Below are 19,019 nucleotides of genomic sequence, written 5' to 3'. Positions count from 1 at the left end.
GGTGGAAAAATGTTACTTGAATTAACTATTAAAAACTTTGCTATTATTGAAGATTTAAGAGTTGAATTTTCTTCTGGTTTTAATGTAATAACTGGAGAAACAGGATCAGGAAAATCTATAATTTTTGATGCTTTGTCAGTAGTTTTAGGAGCAAGAGCAAATAAAGATTTAATTAGACACGGTCAAGAGTCTGCTTATATTGAAGCTATTTTTACCAGCTATGATAAAAATATTTGTGAAATTTTTGAAAAAAATAATATAGAAGTTGGAGATTTAATCATTATCTCTAGAGAAATAAAAAATGATAGACCATCCATTAGTAAAGTAAATGGTAGGAGCGTATCTACCACAATTTTAAGTAAAATAAGTTCTGGATTAATTGATATTTTTGCACAGAACGAAAGCATATCTTTAATGAATCCCAAAACTCAGAAAAATTTAATAGATTCTTTTGCCGATGAAGATCATTATAATAATTTAAACTTATTAGAAGAAAAGTTTAAAAAATTAAATGATCTTATTAGTGATTATGAAAAAAAATCCTCATCAAATTCTGATAGAGATAGAGAAATGGATCTATTAAAATATCAAATTGATGAAATTGAAGAAGCTAGCTTAACAAGTAGTGATGATGAAGAACTTGAGGATGAATATAAGCTGGTTAGCAATGCATCTGCTATTTCAAAAAATCTTGCAGATTCAATAAATATTTTAAAAAGTAATTACAATACAGAGTCCGTTGAAGACCTTTTAGATAGAGCAATCTCTGAGATAAGTCAGGTTTGCGAAAGTTATAAGGATGTAGAAAATGATTATCAAGAATTGGAAGATATCAGATATAGGATTCAGGATATAATAAGAAATCTTGAAAACTATTCAGATAGCATAGAATACAGTCCAGAAAAACTTATGAATCTTGAAAGTAGGATTAATTTAGTAAATAATCTAAAGAAAAAATATGGTAGTTCTGTTGATGATATTTATAAGTATTTAGATGAAATAAAAGATAAATATGAATTTTTAAAAAATTATGATATTGAAATTCAAAAACTAAAAGCAAAAATAGATAAATCAAGAAAGGATTGCCTTGATCTTGCAAAAATCATATCAAACAAGAGAAAAGAAATTGCAAAAATATTTTCTAAAAAAATAGAAGATGAGTTAAAAGAATTAAACATAAAGGATGCAAGATTTGAAGTTGATTTTCATGAAAAAGATTTATCTTATGATGGAATAGATGACATAGAATTTATGATAATCACCAATGAAGGCGAAGATTTTAAAGCTATGTCAAAAATTGTATCAGGTGGAGAGCTTAGTAGGATTATGCTTGCTTTTAAGAGTATAATAGCAAAAAGAGATAATATTCAAACCTTAGTTTTTGATGAAATAGATAGTGGTATAAGTGGTATAACAGCTCAAATAATAGCAAAAAAGATTAGAAATATTTCAGAAAACTCACAAGTTATAGCAATTTCTCACTTGCCACAAATTGTTAGTGCTGCAGACCATCAATATTTAATAGAAAAAGTAAAAGATGATAAATCTGTAATATCAAAAATTACTAAGCTCGATAATGAAGGAAGAATTAAAGAGCTTGCTAGATTAATTGGTGGGATGAATGTTACAGAAACTGCTTTAAAGGCAGCTGAAGAAATGCTTGCTAAAAAGGAGAGTGCAGGTAATGGAAAATAATGAATTAACTATTAAAACGGATAAAATATATGAAGGAAAGATTCTTGCTTTAAAAGTTGATACAGTAGAATTAGCTAATAAAAAATATTCTAAAAGAGAAATAGTTTTACATGATCCAGCTGTTGTAATAGTTGCTGCTACAGAAGAAGATGAAATTATATTAATAAAACAATATAGAAAAGCCATAGATGACTCTATATACGAATTACCAGCTGGTCTAATCGAATATGGAGAAAATCCAAAAGATGCAGCTTTAAGAGAATTAGAAGAAGAAACAGGTTTTAGAGCATCTAGCATTGAATATTTAAGCGAATTTTATACTTCTCCAGGTTTTTGTAATGAAAAAATCCATGCTTTCTTGGCAAAAGACTTAAAACAAGTAGGACAAAATCTTGATGAAGATGAAAATATCGAATATTCAAAAGTTAAGTTAGACCAAGCTATAAAAATGATAAAGTTTGGAGATATAGTTGATGCCAAAACTATAAGTGGAATTTTATTATATAAGGAAATGGTAAGTGAAGATGCAAATAAATAAAGCTATAAATTTTTTAAAAGAAAGAAATATAGATGATGCAGAAATAGCAATAGTTCTTGGATCTGGTTTGGGAGATTTTGCAAATTCATTAGAAGCTAAAAAAGAAATTTTCTATAAAGATATACCAGGCTTTACATCATCTACTGTTATTGGACACAGCTCAAAACTTGTATATGGAAAAGTAGAAGGTAAAAAAGTTTTAGTTATGAGCGGAAGAACTCATTATTATGAGGGACTAGGAATCGAAAAAGCTGTCTATCCTATAAAAGTTTTGGCAGGACTTGGAATAAAAAAATTAATCATAACTAATGCAGCTGGTGGAATAAATGAAAATTTCAAACCATCAGACCTTATGCTAATAAGAGATCATATAAATCTAACAGGGATAAATCCACTAATTGGAGAAAATGAAGAAGCTTTTGATAGGTTTCCTGATATGACCTACACTTATTCAAAAGATTTAAGAGATAAGGCAAAAGTTGCTGCAAAGAATATTGATTTGGATGTAAAAGAAGGAGTTTATATGTATTTTACTGGACCTTCCTACGAAACTCCTGCAGAAATTATAGCAGCTAGAAGATTGGGAGCGGATTGTGCCGGTATGAGTACAGTTCCTGAGGTTGTCGTTGCTAGGCACAGAAGAATGGAAGTACTTGGAATTTCTTGCATAAGCAATATGGCAGCTGGAGTTCTTGACCAAGCTTTAAGACACGAAGATGTTATGGAAGTTTCTAATCAAATCAAAGAAAGATTTAAAGAATATTTAAGAGAAATAATCAGGGTGATCTGATGAATATTTATGACATTATTGAAAAAAAGAAAAATAAAAAAGTATTAAGTGAAGAAGAAATATATTATTTTGTGAATAATTATACTTCAGGAAAAATTAAAGATTATCAAGCATCAGCCTTATTGATGGCTATATGCATAAATGATTTAAACTTTGATGAAACTTTTTATCTTACAAAAGCCATGGTAGACTCAGGAGATTTTATAGATCTTTCAGAAATTAAAAAAACTAAAGTTGATAAACACTCAACAGGTGGAGTTGGAGATACAACAACCTTAATAATTGGACCATTACTTGCTTGTTTTGATTTAGCTTTTGCTAAACTTAGCGGTAGGGGACTAGGTCATACTGGAGGAACTTTAGATAAATTAGAATCTATAGAAGGATTAAATGTTCAATTAAGTATAGATCAATTTATTAAAAATACAAATGATATAAATATTTCAATAAGTGGACAAACAGAAAATATTGCACCAGCTGATAAAAAACTTTACGCCTTAAGAGATGTAACTGCAACAGTTGATAGCATACCTTTAATTGCTAGTTCAATAATGAGTAAAAAATTATCAATTGATTCAGATTATTTACTTTTAGATGTAAAAATAGGTTCAGGCGCTTTTATGAAAGACTTAGACCATGCAAAGAAGCTTGCCAAAACTATGGTAGAAATAGGAAATAGATTTGGTAGAAAGACCCTTGCCTTGATAACAAATATGGATCAACCACTAGCAGATTATATTGGAAATAGCCTTGAAGTTATAGAAGCTATAAAGACTCTTGAAAACAAGGGACCTAAAAATTTAAAAGATTTATGTCTTAAAATTTCTGCGAAAATTCTTTTGATGGCTGGAAAATATGAAAAAGAAGACCAGGCTTTAATTGCTTTGGAAGAAAAAATTGAAAATGGACAAGCTTTAAATAAATTTAAAGAATTTGTAGAAAAACAAGATGGAAATCCAGCTTATGTTGAAGATTTATCAAACTTTAAATTATCAGAATATAAGTATGACCTTATTTGCGAAAAGTCTGGATATGTAAAAAAACTAGATGCCTTATTGATAGGAGAAGCAGCAAAAGAATTAGGAGCAGGCAGAGAAAGTAAAGAAGATGGGATTGATCTTGGAGCAGGAATAATTTTAAATAAAAAAATTGATGACTATGTTCAAAAAGATGGAATCTTGGCTAGTATTTATACGAATAAAAAAGAAAAAATTCAAGATGCTGTTTCACTAATAAAAAAAGCTTATTTAATAGGCGATAAAAATGAAGAAGAATATAAATTAATTTTAGGAGAAGTTGAATAATATGTTAAATAATCCTAACTTATTAAATTTAATATATACAATAATAGCCCTACTAACTGCTATTATTCCACATGAAGTTGCTCATGGATATGCAGCTTATAAGCTGGGAGATGACACTGCAAAAACTGATGGGAGACTATCTTTAAATCCACTAAATCATATAGATCCAATTGGATTATTATCAATGATTGTACTTAGATTTGGATGGGCAAAGGCAGTTCCTATAAATCCTTATAAATTTAAGAATAGGAAAAAGGGAACAATAATAGTTTCATTAGCTGGTGTAACTACTAATTTTATTATTGCTTTTATAGCAGCAATTATTTGGGTTCCACTTTATGTTAGAAATAATGTTATTTTTGCAGGCTTATTTGAAGAAATAATGTGGTTTAATGCTATGCTAGGAGTATTTAATTTAGTTCCAGTTCCTCCTCTTGATGGATCAAAGGTTCTTGCTAGTCTTTTACCAAGCAAGATAGAATTTTATTTTTATAAATATGAAAAATATTTTTATATTTTGCTTGTAGCTTTACTTTTTACAGGTGTTATAAATAAAATTATTGGACCAATTATTTTTTCTATAATTAAATTCTTTATTTATATTGGAAGTAAGATATGGAATATAATGTAAATATTAAAGAATACGAAGGACCAATGGATTTGTTGGTTGATTTAATCAAAAAAAATGAAATTGATATCTATGATATTCCAATCCACACAATAACAACTCAATTTCTAGATTATATAAATCAATCTAAGATTTTAAATATGGAAATTACATCTGATTTTATTTTAATGGCATCGACCTTGATTGAAATAAAATCTAAGATGCTACTTCCGCTTTATAAATTTGAAGATGATGAATTAGTAGAAGATACTGAGGATCCGAGAAAAGAATTAGTAGAAAAGATCCTAGAATACAATAGGTACAAGCAGATATCTAAGTCCTTAAAAGAATCAGTTGAATATGAAAACAAAACTTTTTATAAATTTCAAGAAGATTTTTCTGAAATTGATGAGCTTGATCTTTTAAAAAACTTGGATGTAGATTCTCTTTATAAGGCTTTTAGAAATATAATTTTGAGCAAAAAAAGCAAAGAAGAAGAAATTGATATTGAGCTAGAAAAATTTTCTACAAAAGATGCATCCAATGAAATACTTTCTAGGCTTGAAGTTGGGAACTTATATTTTTCTGATCTTCTTGAAAAAAATTTTACTGTTAGTAGGACTATAGTTTATTTTTTGTCTTTACTTGAACTTATAAAGTTAAATGCTGTTTTAGCAAGACAAACTAATAACTTTTCTGATATAGAAATTATTAGGAGGGCAGCTAGTGAATGATTTTGAAATAATGTCCATTATAGAAAGCATATTATTTGCTTGGTCAGATCCAGTTTACTTAGATGATTTGTCAAAAGTTTTAGATTTGGACAAAAATAAAATACTTGAAATTATGGATTTATTAAAAGAAAAATATAAAAAAGAAGATAGTGGTTTAAGATTAATGGAAGTTGAAAAAAGCTACCAAATATCTACAAAACCAAAAAATTATGATTATATTAGCAAATTTGTAACTGATAAAAATAAGAAAAATTTGTCAAATGCTTCTTTAGAAACTTTAGCAATTATAGCCTACAAACAACCAGTAACTAAGTTAGAGATTGAAGAAATTAGAGGAGTTAAGTGCGATTATATTTTGAGATCCTTGCTTGAAATGGATTTAATTAGGATTTCAGGACAAGTTGATAAAATTGGTAGACCAAATCTTTATTCAACAACAAATGAATTTTTAAAGAAAATTGGAGTGTCTTCAATAAATGATTTACCTAAGATAGAAGAAATTAGCAGTGAAGAGCAGCTAAATTTCATGGAGGAAAAATGAGATTACAAAAGTATATGGCTCATTCAGGAGCTGCATCGAGAAGAAAATCTGAAGAATTAATAGAATTAGGAAGAGTTAGGGTTAATGACCAAATAATAACTGAACTTGGATATAAAGTTGATCCTGAAAAAGATAGGGTTTATTTAGATGATAGGAGATTAAGATTAATAAAAAAACACACTTATATTGCACTTAATAAACCACTCGGAGTAGTATCAACTGTTAAAGACGAAAAAGGAAGAGATGCAGTAGTAGATCTTATAGACGAAGAAATAAGACTTTATCCAGTTGGAAGATTAGACATTGATACGACAGGGCTTTTAATTTTAACTGATGATGGAGCAGTTACAAATAAGCTTATCCATCCAAGATATAATATTGAAAAAACTTATATAGCAACTGTTGAGGGAACTCCAAACAAAAGAGAATTAAGCATCTTGAGAAAAGGTTTTGAATTAGGTGGAGAAAAGTTTGCTCCAGCTAAGATAAAAATTTTAAAAAGTTTTGAAGAAGATTCAATAATTGAAACTATAATTAGCGAAGGGAAAAATCACCAAGTTAAAAGAATGTATGACTACATAAAGCATCCAGTCAAAAAATTAAAAAGAATTTCAATTGGAGAAATACAACTTGGAGGCTTGGAGCTAGGCAATTATAGATATTTAACAGATGAAGAAATACAATATTTAAAATCAATAAAATGAGAATAGTTAAATTTAATTATAGGGAAGTAATAGATCAAGTTTTGCAAGAAATGAATTTTGACCGAGCTGTTTGTTTAGATGCAACTTGTGGAAATGGTCATGATTCTTTAAATATAATAAAAAGATTAGATAAAAATGGATTTTTATATTGCACAGACATACAAGATCTTGCAATAGAAAATACAGACGATCTTTTAAAAGAAGCGGGATATAAAAATTATAAAATCATAAAAAAATCTCATGATTTATTTGCAGATGAAATAGAAGAAAGCTTTAGACTTGTAATTTTTAATTTAGGATATTTACCAGGATCAGATAAGGAAATAGTTACTAGGGCAGAAACAACCATTAAAGCCATAGATTCATTAATTAAAAAACTTGATAAAGATGGTGTAATTATAGTTGTTTCTTATTTAGGACATCCAAATTCTAAAGAAGAAAGAGAAAGTTTAGATAAATATTTAAAAAATTTATCTCAAAAAGATTTTTTAGTTGAAAAAAGACAATTTTACAATCAGGTGAATAATCCACCGATTGTTTACTTAATAGGAGTTAGATAATATGAAAGTTGCCGTTATTGGTGGGGGTCCATCAGGTATGATGGCAGCTTATTTTGCTGCCAAAAATAAAAATCAAGTTAGCCTTTATGAAAAGAATGAAAAACTTGGTAAAAAATTATTTATAACAGGTAAGGGAAGATGTAATATCACAAATGCAAAAGATATTTCAGAATTTTTTGACCAAGTGAGCAGGAATTCCAAGTTTTTATATTCTGCATTCTATTCATTTACAAATTTAGACATGATTGATTTGTTAAATAATAATGGAGTTCCAACCCAAGTTGAAAGAGGAGATAGGGTATTTCCAAAGAGTAATAAGTCATCTGATGTAATAAAGGTATACGAAAAACTTTTATCAAAAGAAAATGTAAATGTATTATTAAATACCGAAGTTAAGAGTTTGGTAAAGAAGGATGAAAAATTTTATATAAATAAGAACCAAGTTTATGACAAGGTGATAGTAGCAACAGGTGGAATTTCTTATCAAGGAACTGGATCAACTGGTGATGGTTATAAATTTGCAAAAAGTTTTTCTATAAAAACAACTGATTTAAAAGCTGGACTTATACCAATTGAATTAAATGATGATTTTATAAAAGATTTGCAAGGCCTTGCTCTTAAAAATGTAGAATTAATTGCAGAATTTGATAAGAAGAAAAAACACACAGAGTTTGGAGAATTATTATTCACACATTTTGGAATAAGTGGGCCGACTGTTCTTACAATGTCTAACATAATAAATAGGGCCAATAATATAAAACTATATTTAGATTTAAAACCTGCTTTAGATTTTCAAAAACTAGATAATAGGTTAGTAAGAGATTTTGATAACTATAAAAATAAAATAATTTCAAATGCACTAGATGACTTGCTTCCTAAAAAATTAATAGATCCAATTTTAAAATTAGCAGGCTTTAGTGGAAAAGAAGTTGTAAATGAAATTACAAAAGAAAAAAGACATGACCTAGTAAGAGTGATAAAAAAGATGCCACTATCCTATAAAAAACTTTTTGATATCAATGCAGCAATTATAACAAGTGGGGGAATAGATATAAAAGAAATTGATTCATCAACTATGGAATCAAAAAAGGTTGAAGGACTTTATTTTTGCGGAGAAGTTTTAGATATTGATGCCTTTACGGGAGGATATAATTTACAAATTGCAAATTCGACTGGATTTTTGGCAGGAAATTCAATCACAGATTAAATTTTAATTTAAAACTTAATATAATTTATCTAGAAGCTTATAAATTTTTATAGGCTTCTTTTTTATTTAAAGTAAGAAAAATTAAATCAATTTGTATTTTAAAATAAGAAATTTTATTTGTGAATTTGTAAAATTAAGTCATTTAGTTATAATTAATATGTATAGATAAGCTTTAGAATTTAATATATAATTTAATGATAGATTATTATTAAATTAAATTTTAAGTCACTGTTATGCAGTGATTTTTTTGGAGGAAATATGTTTTCTGTAGCCATAGATGGTCCTGCAGGCAGTGGTAAAAGCACAATTGCAAAACTACTTGCCAAGGAATTAAACATTTCATATATCGATACTGGCTCTATGTATAGGGCTCTTGCCTACAAAGCAGCAATATCTGATATTGATTTAGAAAATGATTTAGAAATTGAAGAATTATTAAAAAATACTGAACTTAGTATGGATAAAGAAAAAATTTTTATTGATGGCAAAGATGTAAGTGGACTTATAAGAAGTGAAAAAATATCTAATCTTGCATCAAAAATTTCTAAAAATAAGGAAGTTAGGAAATTTTTGGTAGACTATCAAAGAAAGATTTCAAAAGAAAAATCAGTAGTTATGGAAGGTAGAGATATAACAACAGTTGTTTTACCCCATGCAAATTATAAATTTTTCCTAGATGCTTCAGTTGAAGAAAGAGCAAATAGAAGATATAAGCAATTGCTAGAAAAATATGGATCTGCTGATTTAGAACAAGTTAAAGAAGATTTAATAAAAAGAGATGAAGCTGATAGGACTAGGGAAAATTCTCCTTTAAAAATTGCAGATGATGCAGTAGTAATAGATACTAGCAAGGAAAGTCTTGATCAGACCCTAGCTAGGATAATTAAGATTATTAGAGGTTAATATGTTATATAAGATTTTTAAGATTTTAGCTTTAATAGTTTTTAAAATTCTATATAGGTGTGAAATAGTTGGTCTTGAAAATATGCCAGACCAAGGACCTTTTATTATTGCAGCTAATCACAAGAGCAACTTAGACCCGCTTATGATTTCTGCACTTGTCAAACCACAAATACGATGGATGGCAAAAAAAGAATTGTATGAAAATAAATTTTTAGCAGCTTTAATGAATGCAGTCGGGGCATTTCCAGTTGATAGGCAGGCAAATGACATAAAGGCTGTAAAAACTGCAATGAAAATTTTAAAAAGCAATCAGATACTAGGAGTTTTTCCAGAAGGAACTAGGGTAAAAGAGATAGATCCAAGCAAGGTTAAATCTGGAGTTGCTCTACTTGCACATAGGACAAAATCTAAAATTGTCCCTATTTATGTAGAAGGAAATTATAAGATATTTAGAAAAATAAAAGTTTATGTTAGACCTAGCATAGACCTAAGTGAACATAAAAAATTAACTCAAGAAGAATATCATGAAATATCACAAGAGATGATTAAAATTATTTATTACGGAGTTGATGAAAATAGAAGTTTATCTAGCAAATAATGCCGGATTTTGTGGTGGAGTAAAAAGAGCTGTAATACTGGCTGATAAGGGTGCTGAAAAGGGAGTTTATTCTCTGGGCCCTTTAGTTCATAATCAAAGAGTTGTGGAAGAACTTGAAAAAAAAGGTGTAGTTACTGTAGAAAATATAGATAATATAAATAATTCAAAAGTAATTATTAGGTCCCATGGCATCCACAAATCTATTAGGGAAGAATTAATAGAAAATAAAAATCAAATAATAGATTGCGTATGCTCAAAGGTAAAAAAGATATATGACATTGTCGAGAAAAAATATGCTGAAGGCTATAATATTATAATATATGGAGATCCTAAGCATCCAGAAATTATTTCGATAAATTCATATGCAAATGATGAGGCGATTATAGTTCAAGATGAAAAAGATCTAGAAAAAATACCAAAGGGTAAACTTGCAATAGTATCTCAGACCACAAATAATGAAAAAAAGTATAAAAATCTAATAAATCTTATAAAAGATATTTCAAAAGATGAGATTTTAGTTTATAATACTATATGTAGTGCAACCAAAAATAGGCAAGAAAGTGCAATTGAATTATCAAAAGAAGTAGATGCGATGATAGTTCTAGGAGGCAAAAATTCCTCCAATTCTAATAAACTAGCACAAGTGTCTATGGAGCATTGCAAAAATGTTTATTTTATAGAATCAATAGATGAACTTGATTTTGATAAAATAAAAAAATTTAATAAAATAGGTATTACCGCCGGGGCATCCACACCGGATTCGGTAATCAAGGAGGCTGTTAGTAGTATGGAAAATTTTGACAACAATGAGATGATGGAAGCTATTGAAAGCTCTTTTAAGAGAATTAGAAGAGGCGAAGTAGTTGAAGGCGAAGTATTATTTGTAAATGAAAATGAAGTTATGGTAAATATCGGATACAGATCTGATGGTATAATTTCTAAGGAAGAAATATCTAATGAAGCAGATGTTGATCCACAAGAATTATTCAAACCAGGCGACAAAATCGAAGTCTATGTTATGAAAATAGACGACGGTGACGGAAATGTTGTTCTTTCTCACAAGAGAGTTAAAAACATGAAAGTTTGGGACGATATTGAAGAACTTTATAAAGAAGAAAAAAGAGTAGAAGTTGAAGTTAAATCTGTAGTTAAAGGTGGACTTATAGCAGATTTAGAAGGATTAAAAGCATTTATACCTGCATCTCACGTTTCAGTTAGATTCCAAAAAGACTTGTCAAAATACGTTTCTAAAACACTACTTTGTGAAATTATAGATTTCGATAAATCTAAAAGAAAAATAGTTTTATCAAGAAAGAATGTAGAAGCTGAAGAACTAGAAGAAAAGAAAGCAAAAGTATATAGCTCAATTCATGAAGGCGACATTATAGAAGGTACTGTTCAAAGACTTACAAACTTTGGTGCATTTGTTGATGTTGGTGGTGTTGATGGTTTAATTCACATTTCTGAGTTATCATGGAACAGGGTAAAACACCCATCAGATGTAGTATCTCCTGGAGATAAAGTTAAGGTTTTAGTATTAAATGTAGATGAAGAAAAGAATAGAATAGCATTAGGCTTAAAACAAACTACAAAGAAACCTTGGGATGTCTTCACTGAAAGCGTACAAGTTGGAGATGTTGTTCAAGGTAAGGTAGTAAACCTACTTGACTTTGGTGCATTTGTAAGACTTGAATCAGGTGTTGATGGACTTCTACATGTTTCTCAAATATCAAAAGAACATGTTGAAAAACCTTCAGATAAACTTGAAATTGGAGAAGAAATTACTGTTAAAGTAACTGATATAGATCAAGATGATAAGAAAATTTCTTTATCAATGAAAGCTCTTTTAGAACCAGAAGTAGAAGAAACTGAAACAGAAGAAGTTCAATATGAAGAAGCTGATGAAGAAGTTTACGAAGAAAAAGAAGAAACTCCACAAGTAGAAAAAGTTGAAAAAGTTGAAAAGAAAGAAGAAAATGAATCTTCTGATAACTTCAACACTGCACTAGGAGATCTTTTAGGAAACTTAAAATTAGACGACTAATAAATAATAAAATGGCTTGATTTAATCAGGCCGTTTTTTTATTTAAATTTAAGAGGTTGATAATATGAAAAAAACTAATGCATTGAGGTTTTTAGATCAAAATAAAATAGACTATGAGATAGTTGAATATGATCCGAAAGACGGTGTATCAGGATTAGATGTGGCCAGAAATACTGGAGAAAATCCAGAAAATGTTTATAAAACTTTGGTAACAGTTACAAAGGACAAAGAACATTTTGTTTTTGTTATACCAGTTTTAAATGAATTGGATCTAAAAAAAGCTGCAGCAGAATTAAATATAAAAAAAATTGATATGCTTCCACAAAAAGATTTATTGCCTTTAACAGGTTATGTCCACGGAGGATGTTCGCCAATCGGTATGAAAAAAGAATTTCCAACCTATATAGATAAATCTGCTAGTGGAAAAGAATATATTTATGTAAGTGCAGGAAAAGTTGGCATGCAGGTAAAAATAAATCCAGATAATTTAGTAAATTTAATTAAGGCTAGCTACAAAGACTTAGCAAAATAATTTATGGCTCAAGATCATTTTGGTCTTGGGTTTTTTATTTGTCTAGCATTTAATTTTACAAAAAATTATTTATAAAATAAATTTACTTATAAAAACTTAAGCCATCTTTTATTCTAATTTAGCTATATGTTATAATTAGACGATGGAGGGAAGTTATGAAGACAATAAAAAGATTATTTATTTTAACACTTGGAGTTAGTATGTTAATTCCAAATTTCATATATGCAAAGTCATTTAAAGACTTAAAAAAAGACGGACAATACAAGTGGGCTTATGAGTCAGTTGATAGTTTGTCTAATAAAAATATATTATCAGGCTATGAAGATGGAACTTTTAAACCACAAAGGGCAGTAAGTTTTTTAGAAGTTTTACAAATTATTAAAAATATAAAAAATCCAAGTCAAGAACTTGTTCAAGAAAGTCTTGCTAAATTTGAAACAACTGCAAAGAATAACTCAGTTCCTGATTGGGCTTTAGAAGCTGTATGTTATAACTTAAATATAAATACAATAACTGAAAATACTTTAAAGGCGGCAAAAGACGGTGGATTTTTAAAAGATAAAAACCTTACTTTTCCAGACAGAAATTCTGTAACTGCATATTTCGCAAGAGCCTTCAATATAGAATCATCAAGTGATACAAGTAATTTAAAACATAAGGATTTAGACCAAGTTCCAGACCTTGTAAAGGGATATCTATCAACTTTTGTTAGATTAAATATTTATGCTGATACTGGTTCAAATGGATATTTTAATGGCAAAAAGCACATAAGAAGGGCTGAACTTGCAAAAATTTCAAATTCTATTTTAAATAACATTGAAAATGGAAATATTCAAAGTGAAAGTATGCCTTCTGAAGATTTAAAAACAGATAGTCTAATACCAGAAAATAATGAAATTGGGACTCAAAATATTAAAAATGCAAGAATTGATAATATAAATATAAATGGGAAAGAATCTATAATTTATATCGAGGGCAGAGACTATAAATTTGATATAGATACTTTACTTGTTGATGGAGCTAAAATTAGCCCATATGAAATCAATAATATACTAGGTAAAAATTATGATATTAGCCTTGTTGATGGATTTGTAGTCCAAATAAATAGGCCAAAGGAAAATCAAGAATCTGATACAGTGGAATTAACTGTTAAAGTTTTATCTTATGATGAAAATAATATGATGGTTGCAATAATGATTTCAAATAACCCTAAGTATGCAAGTGGTTCTGAAATTAGATTGGAATCAAGAGAAAGATTTATGGCAGGTGATATCTTGCAAATAAGAGCAAAACTTATTGCAGATCACCTTGAAGACTTAAAAATTAAAAAAATATAGTGAAGGTCCGACCTTCACTTTTTTGGTGGAATATGCAAAGATACAAAAGAATTGAAATGCTAATTGGCAGAGAAAATATAGAAAATATTAATAATAAAAAAGTTATAGTTTTTGGTCTTGGCGGAGTTGGCGGATCTTTATGTGAAGCGCTTGTAAGATCAGGAATAAAAAATATAACAATAGTTGATGATGATTTAGTAGATATTACTAATTTAAACAGGCAATTAATAGCAACGGAAAGCACAATTGGCGCAAAAAAAGTAGATGCTATGGAAAAAAGATTGGTCGAGATAGATAAGACAGTTAAGGTAAATAAAATCCATAAAAGATTAGATAGAAATAATATCGAGTATTTTGACCTAGAAAACTATGATTATATAGCAGATGCAATAGACAGCGTGGATGCAAAAGTTTATTTGGCAAAATATGCCTATGAAAATTCTTTAAATATTATTGCATCTATGGGGGCAGGAAACAGGTTTGATCCTAGCAAGTTAAGGATTGATGATATTTTTAAAACTAGCATGGATCCACTGGCTAGGGTTATACGAAGTAGGCTAAAAAAACTTGGGGTAAAAAAACTAAGTGTAGTTTATTCATTAGAAGAAGCGAAAAAACCTCTTATTAAATTAGAAAAACAGTCTACGCCAGGGTCTATGCCATATGTGCCGCCAGTTGCTGGCATGCTTATGGCTTCTTATATTATTAATAGTTTTATAAAAAATGATTAGGAGAAATATGAATTATAAAGATTTAAATCCAAGACAGTCTGAAGCCTTATTTTATAATGATGGACCACTTCTTATATTGGCTGGGGCAGGTTCTGGGAAAACTAAGGTCGTAACGAGCAAAATTGCATATTTGATTGAAGAAAAAAATGTATTGCCATCAGAAATACTAGCAATAACATTTACAAACAAGGCCGCAAGCGAAATGAAATCAAGGGTTGCAAAATTGATTGGAAATACTAGCCTGGATATGTGGATAGGAACTTTTCACTCAATTTGTTTAAAAATCTTGTATAATTTTTCAAAATATTCAATCTATAAATCAAATTTTTCTATATATGATAGAAATGACCAGGTAACCTTGGTAAAAGACTGTGTAAAAGAGCTAAATTTAAGCAAAGACTTATATAAACACAATTCTATAATCGCAAAGATTTCAGAACTTAAAAATGATTTTATAGATCCAGATACTTTTATAAATAGTAACTATGGAGATTTTTATTTAAGAAATGTCGGAGAAATTTATAGTCTATATGAGAAAAAACTTTTAGAAAACAAGGCTCTTGATTTTGATGACTTGATATTAAAGGCAATAGATTTAATAGAAAAAAATGAAGAAGTAAAAGACTATCTAAAGAAAAGATTTTCTTATATATTTGTTGACGAATACCAAGATACCAACAAGGCCCAATATAGGTTAATAAAATTATTATGTAGGGAAAACCCAAAATTAACTGTTGTTGGGGATAATGACCAATCTATTTACAAGTGGCGTGGAGCAGATATAAGCAATATATTAAACTTTGAAAAAGATTTTAAAAATGCAAAAGTAATTTTATTAGAGCAAAATTACAGGTCCACACCTGAAATCTTGAAGGTAGCAAACCAAGTAATAAAAAACAATCCAAATAGAAAAGACAAAAATTTATGGACAGAAAATTCTGGTAAAGACCAAGTAAAATATAAACAATTTGACCATTCTCAAGAGGAAAGCTATGGGGTTGTAAATAAGATAGAACATCTAAATTACAAGGGCTATGAATTTAAGGACATGGCAATTCTTTATAGGACAAATGCTCAATCAAGATCATTTGAAGAAGCCTTAATTAGAGAAAACATACCTTATAAAATAGTAGGTGGACTAAAGTTTTATGATAGAAAAGAGATTAAGGATATTTTAGCCTACCTTATGTTAATACAAAACCAAGATGATGATATAGCCTTTAAAAGAGTTATTAATGAACCAAAAAGAGGTATAGGTTTAACAAGTGTAGATAAGATAGCTCAGGCAGCAAATTCTGAATCTATGTCTATGTTTTCTTTGATTTCAGACAAGGAAAAACTTGATGAATTAAATATAAGATCTAGGAATAATATAGCTAAATTTGCTGAAATGATAAAGTCTTTTGAGGAAAAGAAGGACCAAGCAATTTTAAGCAACTTGATAGAAGATTTAATAATTGAAAGTGGCTACTTAGAAGAATTACAAAAAGAAAATACCATAGAATCGAGAACTAGGATAGACAATATAAAGGAACTTGTTTCGACTGCTGCTGATTTTGAAAAGGCAAATCCAGACGGAAAATTAGAAGACTTTTTATCTGGCATAAGTTTAATTAGTGATGCAGATGAAAATGATGAAGAAAACAGTGTAAAACTTATGACAATCCACGCTGCCAAAGGTTTGGAATATAAGATTGTATTTTTAGTTGGTTTGGAAGAAAACTTATTTCCGAGCTCAAGATCTATTGACAATGATGAAGACCTGGAAGAAGAAAGAAGACTATGCTATGTAGCTTTGACACGTGCGGAGGAACTTTTGTATCTTTCATCAGCTAGAAATAGAACAATTTATGGACAAACAAAGCCAGCCCTAGAATCAAGGTTTATTGAGGAAATGGGATCAAGCATTGAAAGAGTTGAGGATGAAAGAAAAGATCTAAAACTCAATAAGAATTTAGTAGAAGTTAAAGATTATACAAGTCAAAAAGAAAAGGCTATAAAAAGATTTAAATCAAAGAAAGAGCCAGTTAAAAATAATAATTTAGATGTAAATGTTGGGGATAAGGTTGTCCACAAACTTTGGAAGCAAGGAATGGTAGTTTCAAAAACTAAGAAGGGTTCTGATTATGAAATAGTAGTTGCCTTTGATAGCAAGGGTCTAAAGAGACTTATGCTTTCTATGGCTCCTATAAAGTTGGTGAAATAAGATGACTAATGAACAAGTAAAAGATAAGATGCAAGATCTTATCAAATTAATAAATAAATATAATTATGAATACTATACTTTGGACTCACCAAGCGTAGAAGATAAGGAATATGACAAGATCTACTACGAACTGAAAAAACTAGAAGAAGAATCTGGCATAGTTTTAGAAAATTCTCCTACAAGCAGGGTAGGGGGCCAAATACTTGATAAATTTGAAAAGCACACCCATCTTTCAAGATTATATTCTATGGATAAGGCTCAAGATTACAATGAGTTAAGACTTTGGGATTCAAGAAACAGAAGAACAATAGAGGCGGATAATAATTCTTATCCAGAACTTGAGTATATAGTTGAGCTTAAGTTTGATGGTTTGACAATTAATTTAACCTACGATAATGGGATTTTAGTAGGTGCAGCAACAAGGGGAAATGGAATTGTTGGAGAAGAAATTCTCCCACAAGTAAAGACGATAAAATCCGTTCCTTTGGAAATTTCATACAAGGGACTTGTAGAAATCCAAGGAGAAGGCCTTATGCCTTTTAAATCCCTAGAAGAATACAATAAAAGCCATAAACAAAAGCTTAAAAATGCGAGAAATGCAGCAGCTGGAGCCCTTAGAAATCTAGATCCAAAAGTTACAGAAGAAAGAAATTTAACAGCATATTTTTACAATGTAAATTATATAGAAGATAGTATATTTAAAAATGATTCTGAGATGAAAAAATTTCTTAGAGAAAATCATTTTAGGGTAAATGATTTAAACTATAAGTGCAAAAATCTCAATGAAGTGATAGAAAAAATTGAATACATCGAAAAAATAAGAAATTCTTTAGATATTCTTATTGATGGTGTTACAATAAAGATAAATGATTTAAGAACTAGGGAATTATTATCATACACAAATAAATTTCCAAGATGGGCAATAGCTTATAAGTTTGAGGCAAAAGAATTTACTACAAAAGTAATAAAAGTAAATTGGAATGTCGGCAGATCTTCAAAAGTAACACCAACTGCAGAACTTGAGCCAGTAGATATTGATGGAGTAACAGTTAGAAGGGCAACTTTAAATAATTATGATGACATACAAAGAAAAAATATAAGTCTTTATTCAACTGTCATAATTAGAAGATCAAACGATGTTATACCTGAAATTATGGGCTCAATTCCATCAGATGATAAAACTTATGAGATAGAAAAACCAGAAGTATGTCCATCATGTGGAACTAAACTTTATCAAGATGGAGTTCATATATTTTGTCCAAACACTCTTTCTTGTAAACCACAATTAATATCAAGGCTTACCCACTTTGCATCAAGAGATGCTATGGATATAGAAGGTCTTAGTGAAAAAACTGCTGAGCTTTTACTTGAAAAATTAGACATAAGAGATATAGCTCAAATATATGAATTAAAAAAAGAAGACTTATTGAGCCTTGAAGGTTTTAAAGAAAAGAAAAGCTCAAACTTAATCGAAGCTATAGAAAAAAGTAAAAATGTTGAACTAACACATTTTATAAACGCTTTGGGTATAAATAATGTTGGGATAAAGGCTGCTTCAGACCTAGCTAATAGATTTGAAAGTATAGACAAGTTAAGAGAGGCTTCTTATGAGGACCTAATTGATATCGATGATATAGGACCAATAACAGCTAATGAAATAATAATTTATTTTTCAGATGAACATATTATCAAATCATTAGACAGGCTTTTTGAGCTAGGAGTTAAACCATATTTTAAGTCAAAAAATATAGACCAAGATTCATATTTTTATGGCAAAAAGATTGTTATTACTGGAAAACTTTCATCTCCTAGAAAAGAAATAGAAGAAAAGCTTGAAGAACTTGGAGCATCAGTAACATCTTCTGTATCTAAAAACACAGATTTACTAATAAGCGGAGAAGCTCCTGGGTCAAAATATGACAAGGCAAGAGAGCTAGGTATTGAAATTATTGATGAAGATAAATATAATCAATTAATATAAAATTGGA

Annotated in this window: 18 protein-coding genes; all 18 read left to right on the top strand. The window is 29.1% G+C overall.

The window, feature by feature from the left end; genetic code table 11:
• Nucleotides 1–9 precede the first annotated feature (9 nt).
• The 18 genes from recN (at nucleotide 10) to ligA (ending at nucleotide 19,012) form a co-directional block, all read left to right on the top strand.
• Nucleotides 10–1,695, top strand: coding sequence for a DNA repair protein RecN (gene recN, locus HGPB_RS05105; RefSeq protein WP_019132627.1), 1,686 nt, complete (start codon nucleotides 10–12; stop codon nucleotides 1,693–1,695).
• On the top strand, nucleotides 1,685–2,233 hold the full coding sequence (locus HGPB_RS05100; protein WP_019132626.1) for an NUDIX hydrolase: 549 nt from the start codon (nucleotides 1,685–1,687) through the stop codon (nucleotides 2,231–2,233). The genes recN and HGPB_RS05100 overlap by 11 nt, the downstream gene beginning before the upstream one ends.
• The gene (locus tag HGPB_RS05095) at nucleotides 2,220–3,023 is read left to right on the top strand and encodes a purine-nucleoside phosphorylase (RefSeq protein ID WP_019132625.1); all 804 of its coding nucleotides are present in this window, start codon (nucleotides 2,220–2,222) and stop codon (nucleotides 3,021–3,023) included. Before HGPB_RS05100 ends, HGPB_RS05095 begins: the two co-directional genes overlap by 14 nt.
• On the top strand, nucleotides 3,023–4,327 hold the full coding sequence (locus tag HGPB_RS05090) for a thymidine phosphorylase (protein ID WP_019132624.1): 1,305 nt from the start codon (nucleotides 3,023–3,025) through the stop codon (nucleotides 4,325–4,327). The genes HGPB_RS05095 and HGPB_RS05090 overlap by 1 nt, the downstream gene beginning before the upstream one ends.
• A 1-nt stretch (nucleotide 4,328) precedes the next feature.
• On the top strand, nucleotides 4,329–4,958 hold the full coding sequence (locus HGPB_RS05085; protein WP_019132623.1) for a site-2 protease family protein: 630 nt from the start codon (nucleotides 4,329–4,331) through the stop codon (nucleotides 4,956–4,958).
• Nucleotides 4,943–5,668, top strand: a complete 726-nt coding sequence (locus HGPB_RS05080; protein WP_019132622.1) for a segregation and condensation protein A — start codon at nucleotides 4,943–4,945, stop codon at nucleotides 5,666–5,668. Before HGPB_RS05085 ends, HGPB_RS05080 begins: the two co-directional genes overlap by 16 nt.
• A complete protein-coding gene (gene scpB, locus HGPB_RS05075) occupies nucleotides 5,661–6,209 on the top strand; it encodes an SMC-Scp complex subunit ScpB (RefSeq protein ID WP_019132621.1) in 549 nt (182 codons plus the stop codon). Before HGPB_RS05080 ends, scpB begins: the two co-directional genes overlap by 8 nt.
• A complete protein-coding gene (locus HGPB_RS05070; protein ID WP_019132620.1) occupies nucleotides 6,206–6,913 on the top strand; it encodes a pseudouridine synthase in 708 nt (235 codons plus the stop codon). Before scpB ends, HGPB_RS05070 begins: the two co-directional genes overlap by 4 nt.
• Complete coding sequence (gene mnmM, locus HGPB_RS05065) at nucleotides 6,910–7,473, top strand: tRNA 5-(aminomethyl)-2-thiouridylate-methyltransferase MnmM (RefSeq protein ID WP_019132619.1); 564 nt, start codon at nucleotides 6,910–6,912, stop codon at nucleotides 7,471–7,473. The genes HGPB_RS05070 and mnmM overlap by 4 nt, the downstream gene beginning before the upstream one ends.
• 1 nt (nucleotide 7,474) lies before the next feature.
• The gene (locus HGPB_RS05060) at nucleotides 7,475–8,680 is read left to right on the top strand and encodes a BaiN/RdsA family NAD(P)/FAD-dependent oxidoreductase (RefSeq protein WP_019132618.1); all 1,206 of its coding nucleotides are present in this window, start codon (nucleotides 7,475–7,477) and stop codon (nucleotides 8,678–8,680) included.
• A gap of 258 nt (nucleotides 8,681–8,938) precedes the next feature.
• A complete protein-coding gene (gene cmk / locus HGPB_RS05055) occupies nucleotides 8,939–9,583 on the top strand; it encodes a (d)CMP kinase (RefSeq protein WP_019132617.1) in 645 nt (214 codons plus the stop codon).
• 1 nt (nucleotide 9,584) lies between these two features.
• Nucleotides 9,585–10,181: a lysophospholipid acyltransferase family protein gene (locus HGPB_RS05050; RefSeq protein WP_019132616.1), complete on the top strand. Its 597-nt coding sequence runs from the start codon at nucleotides 9,585–9,587 to the stop codon at nucleotides 10,179–10,181.
• A complete protein-coding gene (locus tag HGPB_RS05045) occupies nucleotides 10,153–12,225 on the top strand; it encodes a bifunctional 4-hydroxy-3-methylbut-2-enyl diphosphate reductase/30S ribosomal protein S1 (protein ID WP_019132615.1) in 2,073 nt (690 codons plus the stop codon). The genes HGPB_RS05050 and HGPB_RS05045 overlap by 29 nt, the downstream gene beginning before the upstream one ends.
• Before the next feature lie 64 nt (nucleotides 12,226–12,289).
• A complete protein-coding gene (gene ybaK, locus HGPB_RS05040) occupies nucleotides 12,290–12,757 on the top strand; it encodes a Cys-tRNA(Pro) deacylase (RefSeq protein ID WP_019132614.1) in 468 nt (155 codons plus the stop codon).
• A 155-nt stretch (nucleotides 12,758–12,912) separates the two neighbouring features.
• Nucleotides 12,913–14,094, top strand: a complete 1,182-nt coding sequence (locus HGPB_RS08475; RefSeq protein ID WP_019132613.1) for an S-layer homology domain-containing protein — start codon at nucleotides 12,913–12,915, stop codon at nucleotides 14,092–14,094.
• Nucleotides 14,095–14,126: 32 nt separating this feature from the next.
• Nucleotides 14,127–14,825: a tRNA threonylcarbamoyladenosine dehydratase gene (locus HGPB_RS05030; RefSeq protein ID WP_019132612.1), complete on the top strand. Its 699-nt coding sequence runs from the start codon at nucleotides 14,127–14,129 to the stop codon at nucleotides 14,823–14,825.
• A 7-nt stretch (nucleotides 14,826–14,832) separates the two neighbouring features.
• Nucleotides 14,833–17,031 carry an ATP-dependent helicase gene (locus HGPB_RS05025; RefSeq protein WP_019132611.1) on the top strand — a complete coding sequence of 733 codons (2,199 nt, stop codon included), beginning with the start codon at nucleotides 14,833–14,835 and terminating at the stop codon, nucleotides 17,029–17,031.
• Nucleotide 17,032: 1 nt separating this feature from the next.
• Nucleotides 17,033–19,012 carry an NAD-dependent DNA ligase LigA gene (ligA, locus tag HGPB_RS05020; RefSeq protein ID WP_019132610.1) on the top strand — a complete coding sequence of 660 codons (1,980 nt, stop codon included), beginning with the start codon at nucleotides 17,033–17,035 and terminating at the stop codon, nucleotides 19,010–19,012.
• Nucleotides 19,013–19,019 lie beyond the last annotated feature (7 nt).

This window comes from Peptoniphilus obesi ph1, from assembly GCF_000311865.1.
Classification (GTDB): Bacteria; Bacillota; Clostridia; order Tissierellales; family Peptoniphilaceae; genus Peptoniphilus_E; species Peptoniphilus_E obesi.
This window is presented reverse-complemented; position numbering and strand designations above follow the sequence as displayed.

Coding starts and splice junctions, on each gene's coding strand:
- recN (WP_019132627.1), top strand. CDS start 10: ATGTTACTTGAATTAACTATTAAAAACTTTGCTATTATTGAAGATTTA.
- HGPB_RS05100 (WP_019132626.1), top strand. CDS start 1,685: ATGGAAAATAATGAATTAACTATTAAAACGGATAAAATATATGAAGGA.
- HGPB_RS05095 (WP_019132625.1), top strand. CDS start 2,220: ATGCAAATAAATAAAGCTATAAATTTTTTAAAAGAAAGAAATATAGAT.
- HGPB_RS05090 (WP_019132624.1), top strand. CDS start 3,023: ATGAATATTTATGACATTATTGAAAAAAAGAAAAATAAAAAAGTATTA.
- HGPB_RS05085 (WP_019132623.1), top strand. CDS start 4,329: ATGTTAAATAATCCTAACTTATTAAATTTAATATATACAATAATAGCC.
- HGPB_RS05080 (WP_019132622.1), top strand. CDS start 4,943: ATGGAATATAATGTAAATATTAAAGAATACGAAGGACCAATGGATTTG.
- HGPB_RS05070 (WP_019132620.1), top strand. CDS start 6,206: ATGAGATTACAAAAGTATATGGCTCATTCAGGAGCTGCATCGAGAAGA.
- mnmM (WP_019132619.1), top strand. CDS start 6,910: ATGAGAATAGTTAAATTTAATTATAGGGAAGTAATAGATCAAGTTTTG.
- HGPB_RS05060 (WP_019132618.1), top strand. CDS start 7,475: ATGAAAGTTGCCGTTATTGGTGGGGGTCCATCAGGTATGATGGCAGCT.
- cmk (WP_019132617.1), top strand. CDS start 8,939: ATGTTTTCTGTAGCCATAGATGGTCCTGCAGGCAGTGGTAAAAGCACA.
- HGPB_RS05050 (WP_019132616.1), top strand. CDS start 9,585: ATGTTATATAAGATTTTTAAGATTTTAGCTTTAATAGTTTTTAAAATT.
- HGPB_RS05045 (WP_019132615.1), top strand. CDS start 10,153: ATGAAAATAGAAGTTTATCTAGCAAATAATGCCGGATTTTGTGGTGGA.
- ybaK (WP_019132614.1), top strand. CDS start 12,290: ATGAAAAAAACTAATGCATTGAGGTTTTTAGATCAAAATAAAATAGAC.
- HGPB_RS08475 (WP_019132613.1), top strand. CDS start 12,913: ATGAAGACAATAAAAAGATTATTTATTTTAACACTTGGAGTTAGTATG.
- HGPB_RS05030 (WP_019132612.1), top strand. CDS start 14,127: ATGCAAAGATACAAAAGAATTGAAATGCTAATTGGCAGAGAAAATATA.
- HGPB_RS05025 (WP_019132611.1), top strand. CDS start 14,833: ATGAATTATAAAGATTTAAATCCAAGACAGTCTGAAGCCTTATTTTAT.
- ligA (WP_019132610.1), top strand. CDS start 17,033: ATGACTAATGAACAAGTAAAAGATAAGATGCAAGATCTTATCAAATTA.